Consider the following 25,609-nt stretch of genomic DNA (forward strand, 5'->3'; position numbering starts at 1 on the left):
ACAACGTCGCCGTCACCGGCTACGAGATCTACCGAGGCGGCACCCTCATCACCACCGTCACCGGCACCACCCACACCGACACCGGACTGGCCGCCAGCACCGCCTACAGCTACACCGTCCGCGCCCGCGACGCCGCCGGCAACCGCTCCGCCAACAGCAACACCGCCACCGCCACCACGACGGGCGGCGGCGGCACGGACACCAGCCCGCCGACCGTGCCGGGCAACCTGCGCTCGACCGGCGTGAGCGGCAGCACCGTCTCCCTCGCCTGGAACGCCTCCACCGACAACGTCGCCGTCACCGGCTACGAGATCTACCGAGGCGGCACCCTCATCACCACCGTCACCGGCACCACCCACACCGACACCGGACTGGCCGCCAACACCGCCTACAGCTACACCGTCCGCGCCCGCGACGCCGCCGGCAACCGCTCCGCCAACAGCAACACCGCCACCGCCACGACCACGGGCGGCGGAGGCGGCGGGAACAAGGTGCTCGGCTACTTCGTGCAGTGGGGCGTCTACCAGCGCGGATACCACGTCAAGAACATCGACACGAGCGGCTCGGCGGCCAAGCTGACCCACATCAACTACGCGTTCGGCAACGTGCAGAACGGCCAGTGCACGATCGGCGACAGCTACGCCGACTACGACCGCTTCTACCAGGCGGGCGAGAGCGTGGACGGCGTGGCCGACACCTGGGACGCGGGCGCGCTGCGCGGCAGCTTCAACCAGCTGCGCAAGCTCAAGAAGAAGTACCCGAACCTGAAGGTGCTGTTCTCCTTCGGCGGCTGGACCTGGTCCGGCGGCTTCACCCAGGCCGCGCAGAACCCCACGGCCTTCGCCAACTCCTGCTACAACCTGGTCGAGGACCCGCGCTGGGCGGACGTGTTCGACGGCATCGACATCGACTGGGAGTATCCGAACGCCTGCGGCCTCACCTGCGACTCCAGCGGCTCGGCGGCGTTCAGGAACGTCATGTCGGCGCTGCGCTCCCGCTTCGGCTCCGGCAACCTGGTCACCGCGGCCATCACCGCCGACGGCACGAACGGCGGCAAGATCGACGCGGCCGACTACGCGGGCGCCGCGCAGTACGTCGACTGGTACAACGTCATGACGTACGACTACTTCGGCGCCTTCGCGCCGCAGGGCCCGACCGCCCCGCACTCCCCGCTCACCTCCTACTCCGGGATCCCGACCCCGGGCTTCTACTCCGACGCCGCGATCCAGAAGCTCAAGGGCAAGGGCGTGCCGGCGAGCAAGCTGCTGCTCGGCATCGGCTTCTACGGCCGCGGCTGGGCCGGCGTCACGCAGGCCGCGCCCGGCGGCACCGCCTCGGGACCCGCGCCGGGCACGTACGAGCAGGGCATCGAGGACTACAAGGTGCTCAAGACGCGCTGCCCGTCCACCGGCACGGTCGCGGGCACGGCGTACGCGTACTGCGGCGGCCAGTGGTGGAGCTATGACACGCCGAGCACGATCGGCGGCAAGATGAGCTACTCGAAGAACCAGGGCCTCGGCGGCGCCTTCTTCTGGGAGCTCAGCGGCGACACCACGAACGCCGAACTCCTCACGGCCATGAAGTCCGGCCTGAACTGACCACCGCCCCACGGCGGGCCCCTGGAACCAGGAGCCCGCCGTGGGGCCCGTCAGCGGGCGGCCGCCGTCAGCTCGCTCACCTGCTCACCCGTCAGCTCCACGGTGGACGCGGCAAGGTTCTCCTCCAGATGGGCCACCGACGACGTGCCCGGAATCGGCATCATCACCGGCGAACGCGCCAGCAACCAGGCCAGGCTGACCTGCGCGGGCGTGGCCCCGACGGCCTTGGCCACGTGGTCCACGGGACTCCCGGCCACCGCCAGCGCCCCCTTGGCGATGGGGCTGAAGGGAATGAACCCGATCCCCTGCTCCTCGCAGTGCTCCAGCACGTCCTCCGAGAACGCGTTGGTGAGGCTGTAGCGGTTCTGCACGGTGACGATCTCGACGATGCGCCGCGCCCGCTCCAGCTCCTCGACGCTCACCTCCGACAGGCCGATGCTGCCGATCTTGCCCTCGTCCCGCAGCGCCTTCAGCTCGCCGAGCTGGTCCTCCAGCGGCACCTCCGGGTCGATGCGGTGCAGCTGCAGCAGGTCGATCCGGTCCACCCCGAGCCGCCGCAGGCTCATCTCGACCTCCTGCCGCAGGTACGCGGGCCGCCCCACGACCACCCACTGCCCCGGCCCCGGCCGCACGAACCCGGCCTTGGTCGCGATCAGCAGCCGCTCCGGGTACGGGTGCAGCGCCTCCCGGATGATCTCCTCACTGATGTAGGGCCCGTAGGAGTCGGCGGTGTCGATGAGATCGACGCCCAGCTCCACGGCCCGCCGCAACACCCGCACGGCCTCGTCGTGATCGCGCGGCGGCCCCCAGACCCCGGGCCCGGTGAGACTCATGGCCCCGAAACCGAGCCGGTGAACGGTCTTGTCACCGATGGCGAACGTGCCGGTGGACTGAAGCTCTATGGACATGCGGGGTTCCCCGTTTCGCTGTCATCTGGGCCGTCTACGCACCTCCCATCTTCCCGTCAGCCGGATCCCCACCACCTGCCGGGGGCCGCTGCAGCCATCATCCGAAATGGAATTGCCAATTACCACATTTCTCGCCGCTTAGACTAGGAACCCACCCGCCCGGGAGCAAGGAGAGATGGTGCTTCGGACGACGTCCGTCATTGCTTTTTTGATGTGTCTCTCTTTGCCCGCCGGATGCACCGTTGACGTGGACGAGGGCCGACCGGACGATCGGGCACGCCGGCTCGTCTGGGTGAACGCGCTCGCGGTGGCGAACCCGGATTACCGGGTGATCCACGAGAAGATTCGGCGACCCGAGCGCCGCGACAGCCGGTCGATCGACATTCAACTGGAGGCCAGATGGCCCATTCCCGGTGTCACGATACCCACGCGCGGCCGCAGAGACGCCGTCCTCACCGGCACCCGGCCGGGCGGGGTCGAGGCACCCCGGCTGACCTCCTGGAGACTGACCGAGCTTCTGCAGGGCCTCGGCTCCGGCGATGGCCAGAAGGATGTCAAAGAGGCGGCGAGCCAGTTGGAGGCCCTGAAGGACGCCGAGGTCAGAGTCCTGGTCGTCATCGAATTCAAAAAGCCCCTGCCGGAGCGTGACGTCCGAATCATATGGCCGTATCAAATAGACGTCGGACTCTTCTCCCCGGGCCGGCCCATGCCTATTTCATGGGATCAGTCCGGATACTGCGACTCGAGAGGCTTCGACGCGTGCAAACTCGGCATCAAAGACTCCCTTGCCAAAGAGTTCAGCGAATGGGTGGCCATGCTGACCTCTGCGGATCGAACGGCGTTGGATTCCTTCGGACTTGACTTGGCCGAGCTCGAAGAAAGCGCCCAGCAAGGGCTTTATCACGGCATGATTATCAATGCGTATCCTGAGCGCGTCATACCGCTGACCAAGCTTCCCGAGATCCTCTCTGTCAAGATCGCCGATGTGGCGCTTGCCGGGCAGTGAGCGGAATCACGGCGCGGGCTTGGCGTCGCTGACGACGCCCGCCGCCAGGTTGGTGCCGAAGTACTGCACCCGCCACGCTCCCCCGCTCTTCGACCCGGTGCGGGCCTCGAAGCGGCCCTGGCTGAGGACCGGGCTGTCCCGGGTCAGGGTGCTCTTGTTGACCGAGTTGAAAGCCCCGGACGGCGCGCCCGGCTTGCGGTAGAAGACCCAGATGCGCTGGTTCCCCAGCCCCTCCCAGGACGCGCCCGGCTTGCCGCGCAGCCGTCCCGAGTGGACGGTGCTGCCGCCCGCCCGCCGTACCGCGTAATCGAGCTGTGTCGCGTACCGCTGCTCGGCCGTCGCCTCCACGAACACCGCCGCACTCACCGCCCCGATCACCTCGGGGCCGCTGCGGACCTCGGCCCGCCACGCGCCGCTCTCCATGACGGGCGCCTGTGCGAGGAACCGGCCGAGGTCGTCGGTGACCGCGTCGGCGAGCTCGCGCCACCCGCACGTCTCCTGCTCCTGGTACGCGATCACGACGGTCAGGCCGGCCGCCGGTCCGGAGGCGCCGTTCTTGACCAGCTCCAGCCGGCCGATGAGCCGGATCAGGTCGCCCCTGGGGACCTGCCGGGGCTGCGCGTCGAAGGACTCGAACCGCGCCTCCGCCTTCGCCCCGCGCCGGTCCACGTCGAACTCGTGCACGGCCGTCGCCCGGCCGGCCCGCGCCTCGACCTGCCACGTTCCCTCCGGGTCGGCGGGCCGGAGGATGTGCGTGGCCAGCCAGTCGCACGGCGGCGGCTGGGCGGCGAAGTCGAGCGGTACGCGCGTCCCGTCCGGGCTCAGCAGCCGGCCGCGTAACCGGGTGGCGTTCGCGGTGGACACCTCGATCCGGAGCGCGACCTCGCCGGTGTCCAGGACGACCGGCTGTGGCGTCACCTGGATGGCGACGATGTCGGGCGAAGCCTGCATGTCTCCTCCTGTCAGCAGATCTCGCGGTAGGGCGTGCCGGGGATGAGCCGGTCCCACTCGCTCCGGGAGAGCGAGCGCCCGGCCCTGGCGCACAGGGCGGCGGCCACGCCGGCGGCGGTGGCGGGCTGGTCGCCGAGCGTGCCGTCGGTCCGCAGCCAGCGCAGCTGTCCGGCGTCGAAGGCCAGCGCCACCACCTCGCCCGCCGGGTACACGGCGGGCGAGCCGAGCGGGGCGCGTTCGGCGACGTCCCAGAGCTGGACGCGGTTCGAGCCGCCGACGGCCAGCGTCCGCCCGTCGGGCGAGAACGCCAGCACGTCCACCGCCCCGAACCCCTTGAGCGGCAGGTGGGCCAGCTGCCGGCGGTCGGCGGCGTTCCAGAGCGTCACCCCGGCGGCCAGCGCGCCGGTGGCGATGACCTTGCTGTCCGGGCTGTACGCGATGGCCCGCACGCCGTCCGCGCTCTCCCCGAACGGCCTGGTGACGGCCTCGGCGCCGCCCAGCGACGCGAGCGCGCCGTCCGCGCCGTTCACCGCCAGCTCCCGCCCGTCGGGCCGGAAGATCATCCCGGAGCCGCCGGGGACGCTCAGCGTCCGCGTCCTGACCCTGCGGCGGACGTCCCAGAGCTGGACGTCGCGCCAGTTGTTCGCGGGCGGGGTGACGGTCTCCTGGAAGGGCGCCACCGCCAGCGTCGTGCCGTCCGGGGCGAACGCGAGCCCGCCCACCTCGCTCGCGCCTTTGACGGGGAACGTCCGGTCCTTCGTGCCCGTCGTCAGGTTCCAGAGCGTCACCCGCGCGGGATCGGCCGTCCCGACGGCCAGGAGCGTGCCGCCAGGGTTCAGTGCCATCGCGGTCGGGGACACCGGCAGAACCGCCGGCCGCGCCGGCTCATCCAGGCGCCAGACCTCCACCCTGGGCCGCCGCACGATCACCGTCCGCCGCGCGGGGTCGATCAGCCCGGCCTCGGCCCCGGGGGCCAGCGTGCGCGGGCGGGTGAGGTCGGAGACGTCCAGGGTCACGACCGTGCCGTCGAGCAGGCCGAAGGCGAGCGTGCCCGGGCCCAGCCGGAGCCCGGACACGAGCTCGCCGACCGGATGGGACAGCAGCCGGGTGCCGTTCCGCGACCAGAGGACCAGGTCGGAGCCGTCGTAGGCGGCCAGGTGGCGGCCGTCCTGGCTGAAGCGCAGCGCGCGGGCCCCGAATCCCTTCAGCACCGGCTCCCGCCAGCGCCGCGCGGCGAGGTCCCAGAAGCGGACCTCGCCGCCTGCCCGTACCGCCAGCTCGCGCCGCGCCGGGTCGAACGCGAGCGCCGCGCCGGGGAGCCGGGCCAGCACGCCCTGCCAGTCGCGCAGCTCGATCCGGTCGCCGGGCAGGGTCGTGGCCATCAGGGCGTCGTCGGCGGAGAAGGCGACCTCGGTGGCGTCGCCGACTGCCAGCGGGCGCTGGCTGGTGAGGTCCCACACCCGCACGCGGCCCTCGGCCGTGGTGGCCGCCAGCAGTAGCCGCCTGGGGCTGAACGCCAGCCGCTGCGCCCCCTCCCCGAGCTCGGCGACCCGCACCCCGCGCTCGGTGTCCCAGACGGAGATCGACCGCTCGCCGGCCACGGCCAGCCTGCGGCCGTCGGCGCTCAGCGCGATCGCGCTCACGGGCCCGCTCACCCCGCCGAAGGCTCGAGCGGGCCGCCCGGTGGTCGCGTCCCACAGCGTGAACCTGCCGTCGTCCAGCACGGCCAGCCGCGTGCCGTCGTCGCCGAGGTCGAAGCGGGCCGAGCCGGAGACCGGGCCGGGGCGGAAGGCCGAGCGCTCGCGCTGGGCCAGCGAGGCGTACATGGCGGAGCGCGCCTCGGCCACCGGCGCGATCCGCCATGCGGCCACGCTCAGCAGCAGCGCCGTCAGCGGGTCGCCGGCCCGGGTCCGGTTCGCGAGCGCGGCCACCCGGCGGGCGGCCGACGTGTCCCGCTGGCGCGTGCCCAGCACGTCCTGCACGACCACGACCCCCACCGCGGCCAGCAGCACCGCGACGAGCGCCGCGATCGTGCCCCGGACGCGCCGGCGCCGCCTGGCCAGCTCCCGGGTGCGCTCGCGGGAGGCGTCCAGGAACTCCTGCTCGCGCTGGTTCGGCCGGAGCGGCCCGCGCCCGTTCGCGGCCCATTCGACGCTCTCGTCCAGGACCGTGCCCCGGTAGAGGTCGTCGGGGCGGCGGCCGTTCGCGTGCCACACGGTGGCCGCCCTGTTCAGGGCGTCGTGGACGCTCAGCGCCGCGCGGTCGGCCTCCACCCAGTCCCGCAGGCGCGGCCACGCCCGCAGCAGCGCCGCCCCCGCCAGCGTGATCGACTCGCCCTTGTGGACGAGCAGGCCCGCGTCCGTGTACGCCTGGAGCACCCGCTGCACGCCGGCCGGGTCCAGCGCGCCGTCGACGAGATCCCGGGTGGCCGCGTCCCTGAGCGCGGTCTCGGCGCTCTCGTCGGAGCGGACCATGCGCAGCAGCGCCGAGGGGACGAGCGCCTGGTCCTCCGGGCTGAGCCGCCCGTAGACGGTCTCGGCGACCTCGGCCGGCGGCGGCTCGGCCGGATCGGCGGCCAGATCGACGGGGGGCCTGACCTCGACGGCGGCCCGGCTCCCGCTGCTGAGCAGCCCGGAGAGCCCGCCCTGCGAGAGGCCCGGCCCGTTGACGGCGCTGTTCATGGCGATGAGGTCGAGCAGGAGGGAACGCGCCGGCGGGCGGGCCTGCGCGTCCAGCGACATCGCCTCGGTGACCAGGCGCCGCAGCGGCTCCGCCAGCACGGTGAAGTCGGGCCGCGTGCCGGTCACCCGGTAACGCAGGAGTGCGAGGTCGCCGGAGAACGGCGGCCGCCCGGTGGCCGCGTACAGCATCATCGCGCCCCACGCCCACACGTCCACGGCGGATCCGCCGCGCTGCCCGGCCAGCCGCTCGGGCGCCATGTACGGCGGCGTGCCCGCCGCGAACTCGCCCTCGGTCGTCTGCGACATCTCGCCCGTCCTGGCGAGCCCGAAGTCGATCACGCGCGGCCCGTCGGGCCCGAGCAGCACGTTGCCCGGCTTCAGGTCCCGGTGCACCACGTCCGCGTCGTGGATGGCGGCCAGCGCCGTGGCCACCCCGACGGCCAGCCGGTGCAGCCGGTCGGCGTCGAACGGCCCGTGCCGCTCGACGGCCGTGCGCAGGCTGGGCCCCTCGATGTGCTCGCTCACGATGTACGGCGCGGGCCCGTCGAGGTCGGCGTCGATGATGCGGGCCGTGCAGAACGAGGCCACCTTCCGCGCGGCCGTCACCTCCTTGACGAAGTCGGCCCGGGCCCCGGCGTGCTCCAGGAACTCCGGGCGGATGACCTTGATCGCCACCCGCCGGCCGGCGTCGTCGTAGGCGTCGTACACGACCCCCTGCCCGCCCGCGCCCAGCCGGCCCGCCAGCCAGTATTCGCCCAGTTGTGCCGGGTCGCCCGGCAAAAGAGGCGTCACAGGAACCCAAGCTAGCGATTGCCCACGATCGCGCGCCACCGGGTAGTCCCTAGGGAAAACCCGAGCCGATGGGGTTGATCCGGCGAACGTCGGAGGCATACGGTGCTAATCGATTAACACGTCGTCGCACTTCTCGGTGAGAATCATCGACGCGCCGACCTTCCTATCCACATCAGCGGCCAGAGATTTCCCTTTATCTCTATAGGGAATGCTAGGTTATACGACTAACATGAGACCTACAGCGCGACAAGTGGCCGAGCTGGCGAACGTGTCAGTGGCGACCGTCTCCTACGTGCTCAGCGGCCGGGATCGCCCCGTCGCCGCCGAGACGAGGCAGCGGGTGCTCGAGGCAGCCAGGCAGCTCGGCTACACCCCCAACCAGGCCGCCAGGAGCCTGCGCAAGCGCCGCACCCAGCGGATCTGCCTGGTGCTCAGCTCGCTCGGCGGCGTGCCGAGCGACGAGCGCCTGGCCACCGACCTGCACGAGATGGCCGACGCCCGCGGCTACTCCGTGGTGACGCTCGCCGTCTACTCCGAGGCCCGCGCGAAGGCCGCCGTCGACGTGCTGCGCGGCGGCGTCGCCGACGGCGCGCTGATCAACCTCGCCGGCGACCACCTCACCCGCGACCTGGTCACCGGGCTCGCCGGCACCGGGCTGCCGATGGTGGTCCTGAGCAACGAGGACGGGCTCGAGGGCTGCGACGTCGTACGCACTCCGGAGACGGAGGCGTGCGCGGAGGCGGTCGAGCACCTGCTGGCCCAGGGCAGGCGGCGCATCGCGTTCCTGGCGCACCGCCACGAGCTCCACCGGGAGCAGCCCGCGGGCCGGCTGCTCGGCTACACGACCGCCCTCGACCGGCACGGCGTGAGCGAGCGGATCATCACCACGGGCGCGGACGACCGCGTGGCGGCCTACCAGACCGCCGCCGAGCTGCTGCGCTCGCCCGACCGCCCCGACGCGATCTTCGCGGCCTCCGACCGGGCCGCGATCAGCGCGATCTGGGCAGCCAGGGACGCCGGGCTCAGCGTGCCCGGCGACGTCGCGATCGTCGGCGCCGGCAACATCGACGAGGGTCTCATCAGCAATCCGCAGCTCAGCACCGTCGGCCCGCTCCGCCACGACTACACCGACGTCGCACGCCTGCTCTTCGACCGCCTCCAGGGCGAGGAGCAGCCACCCGCCCGCGAGATCGTCCGCTCCTGGACCTTCCTGCGGCGGGGCTCTTCGTAGAAGGGAAAACCCGAGATGTCCTCCCCTCTGTCTCGCCGTGACCTGCTCCGCCTGGCCGCCGCCACCGCCGCCGTACCCGTCCTTTCATCTTGCGCCGGCGCGCCGACCACCCAGGCCGCCGCGCCCGGGACGTTCACCGTCTACTGGAACGCGGGCCACGACTACCAGGCCTACCGGAAGGTGATCACCGAGTTCGAGCAGACCAACAAGGTCAAGGTCAACCTGCAGAAGTACCAGTGGCCCGACCTGCGCACGCGGCTGCTGGCGGACTTCGCCTCCGGGACCGTGCCCGACCTGGTCGAGGAGCCCGGCGGGTGGGTGCAGGAGTTCGCCGTCTCCGGCAACGCCCGCTCGCTGCAGGAGTACGTCGACCGCGACGGCCAGGCGATGGGCTTCCCCTCCGACTGGCAGCCGGTCACCGTGGAGCGCAACTCGTACCAGGGCAAGGTGTACGGCGTGCAGCTCCACCTGACCTGCAACACGCTCTTCTACAACAAGGCCATGCTCAGGGACGCCGGGGTGGAGGTGCCGGCCACGTGGGAGGAGTTCCTGGCCGCCGCCAAGAAGCTCACCAAGGACGGCGTGTACGGCGTCGCGCTCAACCAGGACTACACCTACCTGTGGCCCTGGCTGACCCAGGCCGGCGTCACCCCCTACGACCCGTCGACCGGCAAGGTCATGACGCCGGTCGAGGACGCGGTCGCAGCCCTGCAGTTCCAGGCCGACCTCGTCCACAAGCACAAGGTGGCCCCGGTGCCGGTGTCGGGCACCGACTACTCGGGCCCGCAGAAGCTGTTCTCGGCCAAGCGCGCCGCGATGATCTTCACCGGCCCGTGGGACCTGGAGCCGATCAGGAAGACCAGCCCTGACATCGAGGTGGGTGTCGCGCCGCCGCTCAAGCACAAGACGCAGGCCACGCAGGCGGCCGGGGTCAGCATGTTCGTACCCGCCAAGGCCGCCAGGCCCGACCTGTCGTGGGACTTCATCAAGCGCATCACCGCCATCGAGGTCGAGCAGGCCGCCACCAAGGAGACCGGCATGCTCATGCCGCGCGTCTCCTGGACGAAGCTGCCCGAGGTGGCGTCGAACGAGGTCACCAAGGTCTTCGCCGACGCTCTCCCGTACGCCAAGGACTCCTCCCAGCAGGTGCGCCTCACCGGGCAACTCGGCAAGTGGGAGGAGCAGCTCAAGGTCATGTACCAGCAGGTGCTCATCCAGAACCAGCCGGCCGCCGAGGCGCTCGCCGCGTTCACCAAGTCGGCCGAGGGCTTCCTGCGGTGATCAGGCCCCGCACGCTCGCCGGTCGTTACGCGCGGACGGCCTACCTGTTCCTCCTTCCCGCCATCCTGTTCTTCGCGGCCTTCTTCTACCTGCCGATCGGCAACGTCGTGGCCACCAGCCTGCGCTCCGGGCCGCAGGCCGACCAGTGGGCCGGGCTGGGCAACTACACGCAGGCGCTGGCCGACCCGGCGGTGCGGCACTCGTTCCTGGTCACGGTGGCCTTCGCGGTGGCCGTGGTCGTGGGCTCGATCGTGCTCGGGCTGGCCCTGGCGATGGCGCTCGACCAGCCGCTCAAGGGGCGGGTGGCGTTCCGGGTGCTGCTGCTGGTGCCGTACCTGACCTCCGTGGCGATCGTCGGCCTGCTGTGGCGCAACATCCTCGACCCCGAGCTGGGCGTGCTGAACCGGGTGCTGCTCGCGGCCGGGCTGCCCGCGCAGCAGTGGCTCAACACCGCGCCGCTGCTCACGATCGCCGCGGTGACGCTGTGGCAGAGCGTGGGCTACACGATGGTGCTGTTCCTGGCCGGGCTGCAGGGCATCCCCGAGACGTACCACGAGGCCGCCAAGATCGACGGCGCCGACTCGTGGCGGCGCTTCTGGCGCATCACGCTGCCGCTGCTGGCTCCCACGACGCTGTTCGTGTCGGTGATGGCGGTGATCTCGGGGCTGCAGGCGTTCGGGCAGGCCTACATCATCACGGGCGGCGGGCCAGGCGACGCCACCGACCTGTCCGTCTTCCACATCTTCAACGTGGCCTTCCGCACCAGGGACTTCGGCTACTCCTCGGCGCAGTCGGTGCTGCTGCTGATCGTGATCGTGGCGTTCACGCTGGTCCAGCTCCGGGCGGGGCGGCGCGGGGAGGTCGTGTACTGATGCGCAGGACGCTGCTCTACCTCCTGCTCGGGCCGGCCTCGCTGGTCATGGTGGTGCCGCTGCTCTACATGCTGTCGCTGTCGCTCCAGACCGAGGCCGAGACGTTGTCGGCCGAGGCCGTGGTCTGGCCCGAGTCGCCGCAGTGGGGCAACTACGCCGAGCTGTTCGCCCGCGCGCCCTTCGGGAACTTCATCGTCAACAGCCTCGTCGTGGCCGGCGCCATCACGCTGGCGCACCTGATCTTCGACCCGCTGGTCGGGTACGTGTTCGCCAAGTTCCGCTTCCCGCTGCGCAACACCCTGTTCGTGGCGCTGCTGGCCACGCTCATGGTGCCGTTCTTCGTGCGGATGATCCCGCTGTACGTGCTCATGGCCAACCTGGGATGGCTCAACACGTACCAGGGGTTGATCACGCCGTTCCTCATGGACGCGTTCGGGATCTTCCTCATGCGGCAGTTCATCCAGCCCATCCCCGACGACCTGATCAGCGCGGCCCGCATCGACGGCGCCTCCGAGCTGGGCATCTACCGGCGGATCATCCTGCCGCAGACGCGGCCCGCGCTGGCCGTGCTCGGGCTGTTCACGTTCGTCTTCCAGTGGAACGAGTTCCTCTGGCCGCTGGTCGCCACCACGACGCCCGAGATGCGCACCATTCCCGTCGGGCTCACCCTGTTCAACCAGGAGTACTTCACGTTGTGGCACCTCACGGCCGCGGGCTCGGTGATCCTCTTCGTCCCCACCGCCGTCCTTTTCATCTTCACCCAGCGATACTTCGTGCGCGGCATCGCGCTGACCGGCCTCAAATAGGAGTCATTTCTTGCGTCCGAACGTGATCGTCGTCTTCACCGACCAGCAGCGGTGGGACACCGTCGGCCCCTTCACCCCCAACCTCGACAGGATGGCCAGGCACGGCACGCAGGCCACGGTCGCGCTCACGCCGCAGCCGGTGTGCGCGCCCGCCCGCGCCGCGCTGCAGACGGGCCGCTACCCGACCACGACCGGCGTCCACCGCAACGGCCGCGTGCTGCCGCCCGAGGAGCGCACGCTGGCCCACCACTTCGGCGCGGCCGGCTACGCCACCGGCTACATCGGCAAGTGGCACCTCGGCGGCGGCGAGCCCGTCCCGGCCGACCGGCGCGGTGGTTACCGGTCGTGGCTGGCCGCGAACGCGCTGGAGCACACCTCGGACGCCTACCGCACGATCGTGTACGACGAGGCGAACGAGCCCGTGATGCTGCCCGGCTACCGCTCCGACGCCCTCGTGGACGCGGCCATCAGGTACGTCGCCGACCACCACGAGGAGCCGTTCTTCCTGTTCCTGTCGTTCCTGGAGCCGCACCACCAGAACGAGGTGGACAACTACCCGGCCCCCGACGGCTACGAGGAGCGCTACCAGGGCCGCTGGATGCCGCCGGACCTGGCCGCCCTCGGCGGCACCGCCCACCAGCACATGGGCGGCTACCTGGGGCAGGTCAAGCGGCTGGACGAGGGGCTCGGGCGGCTGCTGGACGCGCTGCGCAGCATGGACCTGCTGGACGACACGATCGTGGCGTACACCTCCGACCACGGCAACCACTTCAAGACCCGCAACGGCGAGTACAAGCGCTCGTGCCACGACGCCTCGCTGCGCGTGCCCCTGGCGCTGCGCGGCCCCGGCTTCGACGGCGGCGGCGCCGTCTCCCGGCCGGTCAGCACCATCGACCTGCCTCCCACGCTCCTGGAGGCCGCCGGGCTGCCCGTCCCCGACGGGATGCAGGGCCGCTCGTTCCTTCCGCTGGTCCGGGACCCCGGGGCGGCGTGGCCCGAGGAGGTGTTCTTCCAGGTGAGCGAGTCGGAGGTGGGACGCGGGATCCGTACCTCGCGCTGGAAGTACTACGCCGTCGCCGAGGACGCCCACCCGTGGGACGACCCCGCCTCCGACCGCTACCGGGAGCAGGCGCTGTACGACCTGGAGAACGACCCGCACGAGCTGGTCAACCTGGCGGGGTTCCCGTCGCACGCCGGGGTGGCGGCGGAGCTGCGGGAGCGGCTCGTCCGCCGGATCGCGGAGGCCGAGGGGGCCGAGCCGGTCATCGAAGCGGCCGTCGAGCGACCGGCGCCGCCGCAGGCGATGACCGACCCGGAGGTGCGGCTGAGCGGCTCCAAGCCGGTCCGCTTCGGCCACCAGCGCCCGCCCGGCACGCGCTAGGGATCTCCATCGGCGTGGCGAGGGGATTTCGCCCGTTACCCTCCGTAATCTCGCCTGGTGAGCGGAGGGAGAGGTGTCGTGGGTGGTTGGTCGAGTTCGTGGGGTACGGGCGGGCGGGTGTCCCGCCGGGCGTTCGTCACCGGCACATTCGCCAGTGCGCTGGCCGGCGCCGTTCCCCTGCTGGGGGGCCCGCCCGCGGCGGCGCAGCCGCGGCCCCGGGCGATGGTGCTGCGGGCCCGGCCCGCGACGGTCACCTTGGGGCGGCGCACGGTGCGCACCTGGACGTACAACGACGAGGTCCCCGGCCCGCAGATCAGGGTCATGGCCGGTGAGCGGGTCCGCGCGAAGCTGGTCAACGACCTGCCCGCGGCGACCACCGTGCACTGGCACGGCATCAGGCTCGACTTCCCCATGGACGGCGCACCCGGGTTCAGCCAGGAGGCGACCCAGCCGGGCAAGACGTTCGACTACGACTTCACCGTGCCCGATCCCGGCACGTACTTCTACCACTCGCACGTCGGCACCCAGCCCGACCGCGGCCTGTACGGCACCCTGGTCGTCCTCGACCCGCGGGAGCCGCTCGACTACGACGAGGAGTTCACCGTCGTGCTCGACGACTGGCTGGACGGCATCGACGGCACTCCCGACGACGCCCTGGCCCGGCTGAACGCCTCCACCGACCACGACGACACCCTGCGCAGCGAGGCGCTCGGCGGCGTGGCGGCGGAGATGGTGCACCCGCTCTACCTGGTCAACGGCCAGGCGCCGGACGCCCCCATGACCTTCCGCACCGCGCCGGGCCGCACGGTCAGGTTCCGGGTGATCAACGCGGCGTCCGACACCGCCTTCCGGGTGGCGCTCGGCGGGCATCGCATGACCGTCACCCACACCGACGGGTTCCCGTGCCGGCCCGTGGACGTGGACACGTTCCTCATCGGCATGGGCGAGCGCTACGACTTCCTGGCCCGGCTCGACTCGGGCGCGTTCCCGCTGGTCGCGATAGCGGAGGGCAAGCGGGGGCGGGCGTTCGCGGTGGTGCGGACGGATCGGCGGGCGGAGGCGCCGGCGAGCACCGTCCAGGTGCCGGAGCTGACCGAGCGGATGCTGGCGTACCGGGACCTGGAGGCCCCGTCGTCCCTCGATCTCCCCCGCCCGTCCAGGGCCATCACGGTGACGCTCGGCATGCGCCCGTCCGGCAACGAGTGGACGATGAACGACAAGGTCGCCGGCGACCACCTGCGGCTGCGCGTGGACCGGGGGGAGACGGTCCGGCTGATCCTGGACAACCAGTCGCCCATGTGGCACCCGATGCACCTGCACGGCCACACGTTCCAGCTGCGCCTGGCCGACGGCAGCGGGCCGCGCAAGGACACCGTGAACATCAAGCCGCGCCAGCGGCTCCACCTGGACGTGCTCGCCGACAACCCCGGCGAGTGGATGTTCCACTGCCACAACCTGTATCACCAGGAGCAGGGCATGATGGGCGCCATCGGCTACGGCCCCGCCCGGACCCCGGCCCCGGCCCACGCCGGCCACCGTCCCCAGCAGCACGACCGCAAGCGGAAGCGTCGTCGCTAACACTGTTCGCACATGCGTACAACGTGCGCTATGGTGAGGGGCATGGCGAAAGACGAGCAGTCCATCCCCTCGGTGTGGGCGCGGCCCCGCCGCGAGCGGGAGCAGCCGGCGCTGAGCCGCGACCAGATCGTGGCCGAGGCCGTCCGGCTGCTCGACGAGGAGGGCATCGACGCCCTGAGCATGCGCCGCCTCGGCAGCCGGCTCAACGCCGGGGCGACCTCGCTCTACCGCCACGTGGCCAACAAGGACGAGCTGATCGAGCTCGCCGTGGACGCGGTCTACGGCGAGCTGCCCCTGCCCGAGGAGACCGACGCCACCCGGTGGCGGGAGGTCATCGCGCGCATCGCCCACGGCCTGCGCGCCACGATCCTGCGCCACCCGTGGATGGCCGCCAAGCTCGGCGAGGTGGGGCTGGCCTACCTGGGGCCCAACATGCTGCGCCAGACGGAGCACATGCTCGGCGTCTTCGAGTCCGCCGGGTTCCCGCTCGACGAGGCCGACCAGGCGATGAGCACGCTCGTCGCGTACGTGCTCGGCGTCACCACCAGCGAGGCCGCGATCCTGTCCATGATCGCCCGCAGCGGTCAGACCGAGCAAGAGTGGGTGGAGCACCTGTGGCCGGCGGCCGAGCGGGCCGTGCAGGACTACCCGCGGCTGCGCGCCCGTTACGCCGCGCAGCGCGGCCAGCTCTCCTCCCAGGCCGACCAGGACGGCTTCGAGTACGGCCTCCAGCGGGTCCTCGACGGTCTCCAGTCCCGCCTCGGCTGAACCCCATTTCGAGCCCTGCTCACGTGTGACATAAGCCTGCCATCGGTCTTGCGACGCGGCCTCGGGCTACGGAAGGATCGCCCAATCGAACCCCCCGTTCCCGCATGACCTTGGAGTGGCCGTCGTGCCCACACAGCACGCGAACGTCGAGCAGTTCGGATACCGGCAGGAGTTACGTCGCGGGGTCGGGATGACCGACCTCGTGTCCTACGGCCTGGTGTTCATGGTGCCGATCTCCCCATTCGCGATCTTCGGCTCCGTCTACGCCCGTTCGGGCGGCATGCCGGCCCTGGCGTACCTCGTCGGGATGATCGCGCTGCTGTTCACGGCAGCCTCGTACGCGCAGATGGTCAAGGCGTTCCCGCTGTCCGGCTCGGTCTACAACTACGCCGGCCGCGGCATCGCGCCGCCGGCCGGGTTTCTGACCGGGTGGATGGTGCTGCTCGACTACATCCTCGTCCCGTGCCTGCTCTACCTCGTCGCCTCGATCGCCATGCACGCCATCGTGCCGGAGATCCCCGTGTGGATCTGGCTGATCGCCTTCGTGGCGCTCAACACCGCGATCAACCTCCGGGGCATCCGGATGACGGTCAAGCTCACCCGGATCATGATCGTGTTCGAGCTGGTCGTGCTGGCGCTGTTCCTCGTGGTCGGCGTCTGGGCCCTGCTCCAGGGCAAGGGCCGCGGGTTCAGCCTCTCCCCGCTGTTCAACCTGGAGACGTTCTCCTGGCCGGTGGTGTTCGCCGCGGTGTCGGTGGCCGTGCTGTCGTTCATCGGCTTCGACGGGATCAGCATGCTGGTCGAGGAGTCCACCGGCGGGTCCGAGCAGGTGGGCAGGGCCATGCGGCTGGCCCTGGTGCTGGCGGGCGTGCTGTTCATCGTGCAGGTGTGGGTGGCCGCGCTGCTGGTGCCCGACCCGGCGGGCCTCCTGCGCCACGGAGGCGACACCGCGTTCTACGACGCGGCCGCGGTGGCCGGCGGCCAGTGGCTCAGGCACCTCACCTCGACCGCCACCGCGCTCTCCTGGGGCGTGGCCAACACCATGGTGGCCCAGGTCGCGGCCTCCCGCCTGCTGTACGCGATGGCCCGCGACCGGCAGCTCCCGTCGTTCCTGGCGAAGGTGTCGGTCAGGCAGTCGGTGCCGGCCAACGCCATCGCGCTCGTCTCCCTGCTGTCCGTCGGCCTCGGGGTCTGGATGTCCACCCGCTCCGACGGCGTCGACCTCCTCAGCAGCCTGATCAGCATGGGCGCCATGGTCGCGTTCATCGTCCTGCACGCGTCGGTGATCGTGCACTACTCGCTGCGCCTCGGCTCGGACGCCATGTGGACACACCTCGTCGCGCCGCTGATCGGGATGGGGATCCTCGTCTTCGTCGTGATCAACGCCCATGTGATGGCGCAGCTGGTGGGCCTGATCTGGCTCGGCGTCGGCGGCCTGGTGCTGGCCGGCCTGTACGCGCTCGGCCGCCGGCCCACCCTCCAGGGCCTGACCGGACGTCTCTGACGGGCGAGGGGACACCATGAACCGGCTGCCGCTCCACGAGGACCTGTATCTCATCGCGCACGACCAGTCCGGCAAGCCCCTGATCCACCAGTCGTCGATGGCTCTCGGGCTGGCCGGCGCGGTGGTGCTCGAACTGGCCGTCAGCGGTCGCGTCACCGTCGCCGACGGCCGGGCGACCGTCTCCCGCCCTCCGGCCGGCGACACCCCCGTCTCCCTGGCGGACGGCGACGTCAGGCTCCTGATCAAGAAGGCGGCGAACGGCCTCTACGACCGCACCCGCGAGGCCCTGGTCGCCTCGGGCGTGCTCGTCAGGGTGAGCAGGCGCCGCCTGGGCATGCTGCCGTACACGCGTCACCAGCTCGCCGACATCGCCTCGGTCGTCCGGGCCTCTTCGGGGGTGCGCTCGGCGGTCGAGGGCTGGAAGCCGCCGGACGCGCGGTGCGCCGCGCTCTGCGGGCTGGTGGCGGTGCTGCGGCTGGAGTCGGAGCTCTACCTCGACCAGCCGGCGAACCGGCTGGTCGGTCGCCTCCGCGAGATCGCCTCGGCCGCCCCGCCCGTGGTGGGTGAGCTGGTCGCGGTCGTGGACACCCTGGTCGGGGAGGCCGCCGTGGCGGTGTACCGCTAGCCGCGACCTGAGCCGGGCCCGGCCATCGCCGCGAGGCGGCGGGCGAGCCGGGCGACGGCCTCCCGCAGCTCGGCGGGCTCCAGCACCTCCGCCTCGAAGCCCAGCCGGGCAACGTGCACGGCGAGCCAGTCGAGGTCCTGCCCGCCGGCGACGAGCACGCACCACCCGTCGCGATCGTCCTCGACGCGCCCCACCTGGGGCGGCACCAGCTCCCGCACGCGGTCTGGCGGCGCGTGCAGGCGCACCCGGGCGAGATAGCGGTAGGGGGCCTCGGCCACGGACCGCTGCACGTAGGCGGCCGGGTCAGGATGCTCCCTCGCCCGGAAGCGCCAGGTCGTCGCCTCCGCCTCGTGCATCCGGTCCAGCCGGAAGGTGCGCCAGCCGTCGCGGTCGACGTCCCAGGCCATCAGGTACCAGCGGCGGCCGGTGGAGACCATCCGCACCGGCTCGACCGTGCGCTCGCGCTCCCCGCCGTCGTGCGTGGCGTACCGGAACCGCACCCGCACGGCGTCGCGGCAGGCCCGCGCGAGCATCATCAGCAGCTCCGCGTCGATCTCGACCCCGGGGTCGGCGAGGGTCTCGGTGGCGCCGTACACCGCCCGGACCTCGGCGCGCAGCCGGGGCGGCATCACCTGGTCGAGCTTGGCGAGCGCCCGCAGCGCCGCCTCGCCCGCCCCGGCGACCGTGCCTCCCGCCGCCAGCCGCAGGGACACCGCCGTCGCGATCGCCTCCTCGTCGTCGAGGAGCAGCGGCGGCAGCCGGGTGCCCGCGCCGAGCTGGTAGCCGCCCCCGACGCCCGCCGTCGCGTGCACGGGATAGCCGAGCGCGCGTAGGCGCTCCACGTCGCGGCGCACCGAGCGGTCGGTGACCCCCAGCTCGGCGGCGAGCTCGACAGCGGTCCAGGACGGCCGGCGCTGCAGCAGCGCCAGCAGCCGCAGCACCCGCTCGGTCGTCGACTCAACAGACACGCGCTCATCGTTCCACAGATCACGGACCGATCCTGTCCGCTATATGCGAGAGGCTTGAGCCATGAACGACCTGCCCTGGAACACCCTGCTCCGAGATCAGACCGACTGGCACTGGACCCATCAGCTGCGCGATCGCCTCGACGGGCTCACCGATGACGAGTACTTCTGGGAGCCGGCGCCCGGCTGCTGGAGCGTGCGGCCGCGCGGCACCGGCGCCGCGCCGGTGCAGGCCGGGGCCGGCGCGATGACCATCGACTTCGAGTTCCCGATGCCCGAGCCGCCGCCGTTGACGACGATCGCCTGGCGGCTCGGGCACGTGATCGTCGGCGTGCTGGCGATGCGTAACGCCTCGCACTTCGGCGCCACGCCGACCGACTACGGGTCGTTCGAGTACGCTCCGACCGCGGACGCGGCGCTGGCCCAGCTCGACGCCGAATACGCCACGTGGCTGGCCGGGGTCGAGTCCCTCGGCGAGGCCGGCCTCGCCCGCCCGTGCGGGGAGGCGGAGGGGCCGTACGCCGAGTTTCCGCTGGCGGCCTTGGTGCTGCACATCAACCGCGAACTGATCCACCATCTGGCGGAGGTCTGCCTGCTGCGCGACCTCTACCTGCACACTCACCGGGAGGCGAGCTGACATGGCCCGCGACGTTCAGATCACTTTCGACTGCGCCGATCCGGCCGGGCTGGCCGCGTTCTGGGCCGAGGCCCTCGGCTACCGGGTGCAGGACCCGCCCAAGGGCTTCGAGTCGTGGGAGCAGGCCCTGGAGGCGATGGGCGTGCCGCCCGAGCGCCGCAACGACGCCTCCGCGGTGATCGACCCCGACGGGGCCGGACCGCGGCTGTTCTTCCAGCGGGTGCCGGAGGGCAAGCAGGTCAAGAACCGCGTGCACCTCGATGTGCGGGCCGCCCCGGGGTTCGAGGGCGACGCGCGGATGGCGGCCCTGGAGGCGGAGGCCGAGCGGCTCGTCTCCCACGGCGCCACGCGGCTCCAGCGCCACGAGCCCGCTCCCCCGCTCGGCGCCGGTCACATCGTGATGGCCGACCCCGAGGGCAACGAGTTCTGCCTCGACTGATCGGCCGCGCCCCCCATGGACGGCGCGAAGTGCGCGGGTTACGCTCCGCTCGCCACATGATGGGGGGCAATCCATGACTTACACGCTTTTACGCGGGAACTTCGTGATCCGGTACGCGGATCTCCCGCGGCAGGGCCCCGAGCCCGACGGCGACACCGTGAAGTTCCTGCCCGACTCACCCGCGCTGGTGGAGGGGCTGCCGCGGCGCTCCGGCCACCCGCCGAAGATCAACCGCCGCGGCGTCTCCGTGCGTCTGGAGGCCATCGACGCGCTGGAGACCCACTTCGAGGAGACGCATCAGCAGCTCGCCGGGGCCAACGCGGCCAGGGACGAGCTGCTGCGCCTGCTCGGGTTCACGAACGTGCGCTACTGGGAGGACCTGCCCAACAAGGTGCAGTCGGCGGACCAGGACTCCATCCGCGGGCACGTGCTCACGAACGGGGTCGACGCGAACGGCCGGCTGATCGGGTTCGCCTACGCCGGTGAGCATCCGGGGGCCGACGGGACCTCGGTGTTCCTGGACCCGGCGCTCGTGGACGCGTCCGCCAACGGCACGCTGCTGGCCGGCGGGCTGGTCTATCCGGCGTTCTACGCGACGCTGCCGGCGCAGCTGCGTACGCACCTGGCGGAGGTGTCGCAGCCGGCCAGGGGGAAGGCCGCCGGCATCTGGCCCGGCTCGACCGCCGACCCCGACGGCGCCGCCACCGTCACCGGCCTGGCCGACGCCGAGGGCCTGGTGATGTGGCCGAAGCTGTTCCGCCGCCTCGTGCCGTACCTCGCGGCCGGTTTCACGGACTTCGACGGCTTCGACGCCTGGCTGCGCGCGGACCCGGTCAACCGGGACGACGAGGTGTTCCTGCTCACCAAGCTCGAACGCGGCAACCTGCACGACGTGATCAAGGGGGCCGGGCAGCAGATCCAGCTCACGGTGTGGCCGGAGGAGTTCATCATCGCCCCGGACCCGGCGCCGCCGGGCACCGTCGTCAATCCGCCGCCGGTCGCGAGCCGCTGACGCACCGGAGTGGGGGCCGGGGCGCGCACAGCGCCCCGGCCCTGCCGTGTCCGCGCGCTGAACATCGGTTGACGGGAGGCCTCCGGACCGCTTACGGTTCCGGCGATATCGGTGAAATATATCGATATGTATCCGAAACTTTCGGAGGCGTCATGTTTCGTGGAGTCGTCGCGGTCGCCTTGCTCGGCCTCCCTGCGGTGAATCCCTCCCAGCCCCCCGCCATCACCGTGAACGAGCACGTCAGGCACCAGGAGATCGACGGCTTCGGCATCTCCCAGGCGTTCCGGCGCAACGAGCTGCTCAAGGCGCTGCCGGAGTCGCAGCAGCGCGAGGTCCTGGACCTGTGGTTCGACCGCGAGAAGGGCGCCGGGCTCAGCATCCTGCGGCTCGGCATCGGCTCCTCCCCCGCCGGGAGCCCGTACGACCACATGGTGTCGATCCAGCCCGAGGACCCCGGCGGCCCGGACGCCCCGCCCAGGTACGTGTGGGACGGCGACGACAACAGCCAGGTGTGGGTGGCCAAGGCGGCCCAGGCGTACGGCGTGAAGCGGTTCTTCGCCGACGCCTGGAGCGCGCCCGGCTACATGAAGGACAACGGCGACGACAAGGGCGGCGGCACGCTGAAGCCGGAGTGGCAGCGGGCGTACGCGAACTACCTGGTGGCGTACACGAAGTTCTACGCCAAGGAAGGCATCAAGATCACCGACCTGGGGTTCACGAACGAGCCCGACTGGACGGCCACGTACGCCTCCATGCGCTTCACCCCGGAGCAGGCCGCCCAGTTCGCCAAGGTGCTGGGCCCGGTGGCCAAGGGCGTGCACGTGACCTGCTGCGACTCCTTCGGCTGGAACCAGGCGAAGGCGTACACGGCCGCGATCGAGGCCGACCCCGAGGCCCGCCGCTGGGTGAAGACCCACACCGGGCACACCTATGCCAGCCCCGTGGACGCGCCGCTGCCGACGACCAGGAAGACCTGGATGTCGGAGTGGAACCCGAACGGCAGCACCTGGAACGAGAGCTGGGACGACGGCAGCGGCTACGACGGCTTCGCGATCGCGCAGGCCGTCCACGACGCGCTCACGCTGGGGAACGTCAGCGGCTACGTCTACTGGCTGGGCGGCTCGCGCGGCGCGACCCGGGCGCTGCTGCAGCTCGACGACACGGCGAAGACGTATCGCGTGTCGAAGCGGCTGTGGGCGCTGGCGGCGTACAGCAGGTTCATCCGGCCGGGCGCGGTCAGGCTGGAGACGGCGGCGGCGGATCCGGCGCTGAAGGTCTCCGCGTTCCGCAACCCGGACGGCTCGCGCGTCGTCGAGGTGCTCAACACGGGCACCGCGCCGGTCACGTGGCAGGGCGTGCGCGGCCGGGCGACCGCGTACCTCACGGACGGCGCCAACTCGCTCACGCCGTCCGCGGTGACGGGCCGCACGGTGACGCTGCAGCCGCGGGCGCTCACCACGATCGTCCTCCGCTGAGGAGGCCGCGGGAGCCCGGGCAGGTGCCGGCCCGGGCTCCCGTCACGAGCGGGGCGGTCAGCCCTTCGAGCCCGTGGTGGCGATGCCCTGGATGAACTGCCGCTGCAGGAACACGAAGACGGCGATCACCGGGAGCGAGGCGATGAGCGAGCCGGCCATCAGCACCGGATAGTCCGTCTGGTACTGGCCCTGGAGCGCGGCCAGCCCCGCCGACAGCGTCATCTTGTCCGGGTCGGTGTTGACCACCAGCGGCCAGAACAGGTCGTTCCAGGCCCACAGCAGCACCAGGATGGCCAGCGCCACCAGGCCCGGCCGGGCCAGCGGCAGCATGATCGACCAGTAGATGCGCACCGGCCCGGCGCCGTCCAGCCGGGCGGCCTCCTCCAGCTCGCGCGGCAGACCGAGGAAGAACTGCCGCAGCAGGAACACCCCGAAGGCGCTGAACAGCCCCGGCACGATGATCGCCTGCAGGCTGTTGAGCCAGCCGAGCGACGACATGATCTGGTACTGCGGGATCACGAAGAGCTGCGGCGGCACCATGAGCACCGACAGGAAGACGCCGAAGAGCAGGTTCCTGCCGGGAAAGCGCAGCCGGGCGAAGGCGTAGGCGGCCATCGAGCAGAACAGCACCTGCCCCGCCACCCGCCCCGCCGCCATCACCACCGTGTTGAGGAACTGGTCGCCGAACGGCAGCAGCTCGAAGACCTTCGCGTAGTTGTCCCACCGCCACTCGGGCAGCAGGCTCGGCGGCACCCGGGTGGCGCCGCTGAGCGTCTTGAGCGAGGTGACGGCCTGCCACACGAACGGGGCCACCATCGCCAGCGACGCCGCGGCCAGCACCGCGTGCACCCCGAACGACCGACGACGCTCAGACATAGTGCACCCACCTGCGCTGGAGCCGGAACTGCAGGACCGTCAGCGCCGCGATGAGCAGGAGCAGCGCGATCACGATGGCGGCGGCGTAGCCGCGGTCGTCGGTGACGAAGGCGCGCTCGTAGAAGAGCTGCACCACCGTCTGGAGCCGCGAGTACGCCGGGTTGGCCCGCGCCGCCTGCCCGGACCCGGTCATCACGAAGACCAGGTCGAACAGCTGCAGCGAGCCGATCACGGACACGATCGAGATGAAGAACGCGGTCGGCGACAACATCGGCAGCGTGACCGAGAAGAACTGCCGGACGCGACCGGCCCCGTCCAGGCTCGCCGCTTCGTACAGCTCCTTCGGGATGGCCTGCATCCCGGCCAGGAAGATGATCAGGTTGTAGCCGATGCTGCTCCAGATCCCCACCACGACCAGCGCGTACATGGCCGTGTCCGGATCGGCGATCCAGTTGGGCCCGTCCACGCCGACGACCGCGAGCACCTGGTTGACCAGGCCGTAGTCGCCGTTGTAGAGCCACCGCCAGAGCATGGCGACCGCGACCGGCATGGTGACCACGGGCAGGAAGAAGGCCGTCCGGTACACGGCCACGCCCCGCAGCCCCGGCAGGTTGAGCAGCGCGGCGAACACGATGGCCAGCGGGATCCCCACCAGGCCCAGCCCGGTGTAGGCGAGCGTGTTGAACACGGCCCGGCCCACTTCCGGGTCGGCGACGAGCCGGACGTAGTTGTCCAGACCCGTCCAGGTGTGCCCCCCGAACGCGCCCCACTCCGTGAAGGAGAAGTACGCGGTCTGGAGCACCGGCCAGAGGTAGAAGATCGCGAGCCCGAGCCCGGTGGGGGCGATGAACACGTACCCCCACAGGGCCTCGGTGCGCGGCGGACGTCTCCTCGCCGCGTGAGCCGCCCTGGTGAGGCGCTTCTCGGCGGTGGCGGTCACGTCACTCCTTGGCCAGCAGCTCGTTCATCCCGGCCGCGAGGTCCGCGGCCGCCTTCTCGATCGGCACCTCGCCGGTCCACGCCTTGGTGAGCTGGGTCAGCTCGGCCTCCTGCCAGGCGGCGGTGTTCTTGGAGACGGGGTACGGCACCGCGTACGCGACGGCGTCGAGGAAGACCTGCAGCTTCAGCTCGGGATGGGCGGCCGCCCACGCGCTCTGCGTGCCGTTGTACGCCGGGATCGGCCCCTTCTTGCCCAGCAGGTCGGCGGCCGGCTTGGAGCCGAGGAACTTGACGAACTCCCACGCCTCGGCCGGATGCTCGGTCTTGGCCGACATGACGTTGGCGACGCCGTGGATGATCGTGGCCTGTTTCTCGCCCTTGGGGAGCGGGGCCACGTCCACCTTGTCCTTGGTGTAGTCGTTCTTGGTGAACTCGGCCACGTCCCAGGAGCCGCCCCAGTACATCGCCAGCTTGCCGGCCTCGAAGAGCTGGATCGGGGCGGTGTCGGTCATGGTCTTGAGGTCGGGCGACTGCCCGCCGGCGATCAGGTCGGTCCAGAACCGCAGGCCCTCGATGGTCTTGGGGTCGTCGTAGCCGGACTTGCGGCCGTCGGGCGAGATCACGTGGCCGCCGGCCTGGTAGATGGTGTTGTACTGGTACTCCTGGAAGCTCGTGAGCTCCGCGCCGATCGCGTGGACGCCCTTCTTGGCGTCGGTGAGCTTGGCGGCGGCGGCCTTGAAGTCGGCCCAGGTCCAGTCGGCTGCCGGATATTTCACCTTCGCGGCGTCGAAGAGCGTCTTGTTGTACCAGACGCCGATGGTGTCCATGTCCTTCGGCAGGCCGTACAGCTTGCCGTCGTAGGTGTAGAGGTCGACCAGCGGCTTGGGGTAGACGGAGCTGTCGACCTGCTCCTCGATGGGCTTGATGACGCCGTTGGAGGCGTACAGCTGGAAGTTGGGGCCGTTCATCCAGAAGACGTCGGGGGCCGCGCCGCCGGTCACCGCCGCCTTGAGCTTGGTCCAGTAGTCGGCCCATGGCGTGACCTGGACGTCGACGGCGATGTTGGGGTGCGTCTTGGTGAACTCGGCGGCCAGCTCCTGCATGACCGCCTGCTGGGTGGCGTCCCAGACGCCGTAGGACAGCGTCACCTTCTCCTGCGACCGCGCACCCGTGCCAGCCTGCTCACCGCCCGCGCACGCGGAGGCCAGCAACGCCGCGCAAAGGAGCGCCGCACCGCTCCGTGCCGACTTCCACATCTCCCGTGTCCTCTCCTAGAACGTGGGA

Annotated in this window: 22 protein-coding genes; 15 read left to right on the forward strand and 7 right to left on the reverse strand. The window is 71.3% G+C overall.

Annotation, left to right across the window (positions count from 1 at the left end; translation table 11 throughout):
* Positions 1-47 precede the first annotated feature (47 nt).
* Positions 48-1,598, forward strand: coding sequence for a glycosyl hydrolase family 18 protein (locus AB0J87_RS19855; protein ID WP_363967855.1), 1,551 nt, complete (start codon positions 48-50; stop codon positions 1,596-1,598).
* A gap of 50 nt (positions 1,599-1,648) precedes the next feature.
* On the opposite strand, the gene AB0J87_RS19860 is transcribed toward AB0J87_RS19855, so the two are convergent.
* Positions 1,649-2,506: an aldo/keto reductase gene (locus AB0J87_RS19860; RefSeq protein WP_363967083.1), complete on the reverse strand. Its 858-nt coding sequence runs from the start codon at positions 2,504-2,506 to the stop codon at positions 1,649-1,651.
* Between the two features lie 175 nt (positions 2,507-2,681).
* On the opposite strand from AB0J87_RS19860, the gene AB0J87_RS19865 reads away from it, so the two are divergent.
* Entirely contained in the window at positions 2,682-3,512 is an 831-nt protein-coding gene (locus AB0J87_RS19865; RefSeq protein ID WP_363967084.1) for a hypothetical protein, read from the forward strand.
* 6 nt (positions 3,513-3,518) lie between these two features.
* On the opposite strand, the gene AB0J87_RS19870 is transcribed toward AB0J87_RS19865, so the two are convergent.
* Both AB0J87_RS19870 and AB0J87_RS19875 read right to left on the reverse strand, forming a co-directional pair.
* Positions 3,519-4,463, reverse strand: coding sequence for a hypothetical protein (locus AB0J87_RS19870; protein WP_363967086.1), 945 nt, complete (start codon positions 4,461-4,463; stop codon positions 3,519-3,521).
* Between the two features lie 11 nt (positions 4,464-4,474).
* Positions 4,475-7,936, reverse strand: a complete 3,462-nt coding sequence (locus AB0J87_RS19875) for a serine/threonine-protein kinase (protein WP_363967088.1) — start codon at positions 7,934-7,936, stop codon at positions 4,475-4,477.
* 229 nt (positions 7,937-8,165) lie between these two features.
* On the opposite strand from AB0J87_RS19875, the gene AB0J87_RS19880 reads away from it, so the two are divergent.
* The 9 genes from AB0J87_RS19880 (at position 8,166) to AB0J87_RS19920 (ending at position 17,982) form a co-directional block, all read left to right on the forward strand.
* Positions 8,166-9,167 carry a LacI family DNA-binding transcriptional regulator gene (locus AB0J87_RS19880; RefSeq protein ID WP_363967090.1) on the forward strand — a complete coding sequence of 334 codons (1,002 nt, stop codon included), beginning with the start codon at positions 8,166-8,168 and terminating at the stop codon, positions 9,165-9,167.
* Between the two features lie 15 nt (positions 9,168-9,182).
* The gene (locus tag AB0J87_RS19885; RefSeq protein WP_363967091.1) at positions 9,183-10,448 is read left to right on the forward strand and encodes a sugar ABC transporter substrate-binding protein; all 1,266 of its coding nucleotides are present in this window, start codon (positions 9,183-9,185) and stop codon (positions 10,446-10,448) included.
* On the forward strand, positions 10,445-11,320 hold the full coding sequence (locus AB0J87_RS19890; RefSeq protein WP_363967092.1) for a sugar ABC transporter permease: 876 nt from the start codon (positions 10,445-10,447) through the stop codon (positions 11,318-11,320). The genes AB0J87_RS19885 and AB0J87_RS19890 overlap by 4 nt, the downstream gene beginning before the upstream one ends.
* Entirely contained in the window at positions 11,320-12,126 is an 807-nt protein-coding gene (locus tag AB0J87_RS19895; RefSeq protein ID WP_363967094.1) for a carbohydrate ABC transporter permease, read from the forward strand. The genes AB0J87_RS19890 and AB0J87_RS19895 overlap by 1 nt, the downstream gene beginning before the upstream one ends.
* A gap of 10 nt (positions 12,127-12,136) precedes the next feature.
* Positions 12,137-13,507 (forward strand): sulfatase-like hydrolase/transferase, encoded by a 1,371-nt coding sequence (locus AB0J87_RS19900; protein WP_350736728.1) that lies wholly within the window; start codon positions 12,137-12,139, stop codon positions 13,505-13,507.
* A gap of 78 nt (positions 13,508-13,585) precedes the next feature.
* Positions 13,586-15,085, forward strand: a complete 1,500-nt coding sequence (locus AB0J87_RS19905; RefSeq protein ID WP_363967096.1) for a multicopper oxidase family protein — start codon at positions 13,586-13,588, stop codon at positions 15,083-15,085.
* A 42-nt stretch (positions 15,086-15,127) separates the two neighbouring features.
* A complete protein-coding gene (locus AB0J87_RS19910) occupies positions 15,128-15,853 on the forward strand; it encodes a TetR/AcrR family transcriptional regulator (RefSeq protein WP_355201410.1) in 726 nt (241 codons plus the stop codon).
* Between the two features lie 124 nt (positions 15,854-15,977).
* Positions 15,978-17,357 carry an APC family permease gene (locus tag AB0J87_RS19915; RefSeq protein ID WP_363967098.1) on the forward strand — a complete coding sequence of 460 codons (1,380 nt, stop codon included), beginning with the start codon at positions 15,978-15,980 and terminating at the stop codon, positions 17,355-17,357.
* 16 nt (positions 17,358-17,373) lie between these two features.
* Positions 17,374-17,982: a GPP34 family phosphoprotein gene (locus AB0J87_RS19920; RefSeq protein ID WP_363967100.1), complete on the forward strand. Its 609-nt coding sequence runs from the start codon at positions 17,374-17,376 to the stop codon at positions 17,980-17,982.
* Here the strand turns inward: AB0J87_RS19920 and AB0J87_RS19925 are convergent.
* Positions 17,979-18,950 (reverse strand): YafY family protein, encoded by a 972-nt coding sequence (locus AB0J87_RS19925; protein ID WP_363967102.1) that lies wholly within the window; start codon positions 18,948-18,950, stop codon positions 17,979-17,981. The genes AB0J87_RS19920 and AB0J87_RS19925 overlap by 4 nt on opposite strands.
* A 61-nt stretch (positions 18,951-19,011) precedes the next feature.
* Between AB0J87_RS19925 and AB0J87_RS19930 the strand changes: the two genes are divergently transcribed.
* The 4 genes from AB0J87_RS19930 to AB0J87_RS19945 all read left to right on the forward strand — a co-directional run bounded on the left by AB0J87_RS19930 (position 19,012) and on the right by AB0J87_RS19945 (position 22,510).
* Positions 19,012-19,584: a DinB family protein gene (locus AB0J87_RS19930; RefSeq protein WP_363967104.1), complete on the forward strand. Its 573-nt coding sequence runs from the start codon at positions 19,012-19,014 to the stop codon at positions 19,582-19,584.
* Between the two features lies 1 nt (position 19,585).
* Positions 19,586-20,023, forward strand: coding sequence for a VOC family protein (locus AB0J87_RS19935; protein WP_350736709.1), 438 nt, complete (start codon positions 19,586-19,588; stop codon positions 20,021-20,023).
* Between the two features lie 73 nt (positions 20,024-20,096).
* Complete coding sequence (locus AB0J87_RS19940; protein WP_363967106.1) at positions 20,097-21,035, forward strand: hypothetical protein; 939 nt, start codon at positions 20,097-20,099, stop codon at positions 21,033-21,035.
* Between the two features lie 152 nt (positions 21,036-21,187).
* Positions 21,188-22,510: a glycoside hydrolase gene (locus AB0J87_RS19945; protein ID WP_363967108.1), complete on the forward strand. Its 1,323-nt coding sequence runs from the start codon at positions 21,188-21,190 to the stop codon at positions 22,508-22,510.
* Between the two features lie 57 nt (positions 22,511-22,567).
* Here the strand turns inward: AB0J87_RS19945 and AB0J87_RS19950 are convergent, their stop codons facing one another.
* Genes AB0J87_RS19950 through AB0J87_RS19960 form a run of 3 tightly spaced genes read right to left on the reverse strand, consistent with a single transcriptional unit; the run spans position 22,568 to position 25,581 of the window.
* On the reverse strand, positions 22,568-23,386 hold the full coding sequence (locus tag AB0J87_RS19950; protein ID WP_350736700.1) for a carbohydrate ABC transporter permease: 819 nt from the start codon (positions 23,384-23,386) through the stop codon (positions 22,568-22,570).
* Positions 23,379-24,326, reverse strand: a complete 948-nt coding sequence (locus AB0J87_RS19955; RefSeq protein WP_363967110.1) for a sugar ABC transporter permease — start codon at positions 24,324-24,326, stop codon at positions 23,379-23,381. Before AB0J87_RS19955 ends, AB0J87_RS19950 begins: the two co-directional genes overlap by 8 nt.
* A gap of 1 nt (position 24,327) precedes the next feature.
* A complete protein-coding gene (locus AB0J87_RS19960) occupies positions 24,328-25,581 on the reverse strand; it encodes a sugar ABC transporter substrate-binding protein (protein ID WP_363967112.1) in 1,254 nt (417 codons plus the stop codon).
* Between the last annotated feature and the right edge of the window lie 28 nt (positions 25,582-25,609).

The sequence above is a fragment of the Nonomuraea sp. NPDC049625 genome (assembly GCF_040675285.1).
Classification (GTDB): domain Bacteria; phylum Actinomycetota; class Actinomycetes; order Streptosporangiales; family Streptosporangiaceae; genus Nonomuraea; species Nonomuraea angiospora_A.

Coding starts and splice junctions, on each gene's coding strand:
- AB0J87_RS19870 (WP_363967086.1), bottom strand. CDS start 4,463: ATGCAGGCTTCGCCCGACATCGTCGCCATCCAGGTGACGCCACAGCCG.
- AB0J87_RS19960 (WP_363967112.1), bottom strand. CDS start 25,581: ATGTGGAAGTCGGCACGGAGCGGTGCGGCGCTCCTTTGCGCGGCGTTG.
- AB0J87_RS19920 (WP_363967100.1), top strand. CDS start 17,374: ATGAACCGGCTGCCGCTCCACGAGGACCTGTATCTCATCGCGCACGAC.
- AB0J87_RS19910 (WP_355201410.1), top strand. CDS start 15,128: ATGGCGAAAGACGAGCAGTCCATCCCCTCGGTGTGGGCGCGGCCCCGC.
- AB0J87_RS19865 (WP_363967084.1), top strand. CDS start 2,682: ATGGTGCTTCGGACGACGTCCGTCATTGCTTTTTTGATGTGTCTCTCT.
- AB0J87_RS19880 (WP_363967090.1), top strand. CDS start 8,166: ATGAGACCTACAGCGCGACAAGTGGCCGAGCTGGCGAACGTGTCAGTG.
- AB0J87_RS19950 (WP_350736700.1), bottom strand. CDS start 23,386: ATGTCTGAGCGTCGTCGGTCGTTCGGGGTGCACGCGGTGCTGGCCGCG.
- AB0J87_RS19945 (WP_363967108.1), top strand. CDS start 21,188: ATGTTTCGTGGAGTCGTCGCGGTCGCCTTGCTCGGCCTCCCTGCGGTG.
- AB0J87_RS19895 (WP_363967094.1), top strand. CDS start 11,320: ATGCGCAGGACGCTGCTCTACCTCCTGCTCGGGCCGGCCTCGCTGGTC.
- AB0J87_RS19935 (WP_350736709.1), top strand. CDS start 19,586: ATGGCCCGCGACGTTCAGATCACTTTCGACTGCGCCGATCCGGCCGGG.
- AB0J87_RS19930 (WP_363967104.1), top strand. CDS start 19,012: ATGAACGACCTGCCCTGGAACACCCTGCTCCGAGATCAGACCGACTGG.
- AB0J87_RS19860 (WP_363967083.1), bottom strand. CDS start 2,506: ATGTCCATAGAGCTTCAGTCCACCGGCACGTTCGCCATCGGTGACAAG.
- AB0J87_RS19940 (WP_363967106.1), top strand. CDS start 20,097: ATGACTTACACGCTTTTACGCGGGAACTTCGTGATCCGGTACGCGGAT.
- AB0J87_RS19885 (WP_363967091.1), top strand. CDS start 9,183: ATGTCCTCCCCTCTGTCTCGCCGTGACCTGCTCCGCCTGGCCGCCGCC.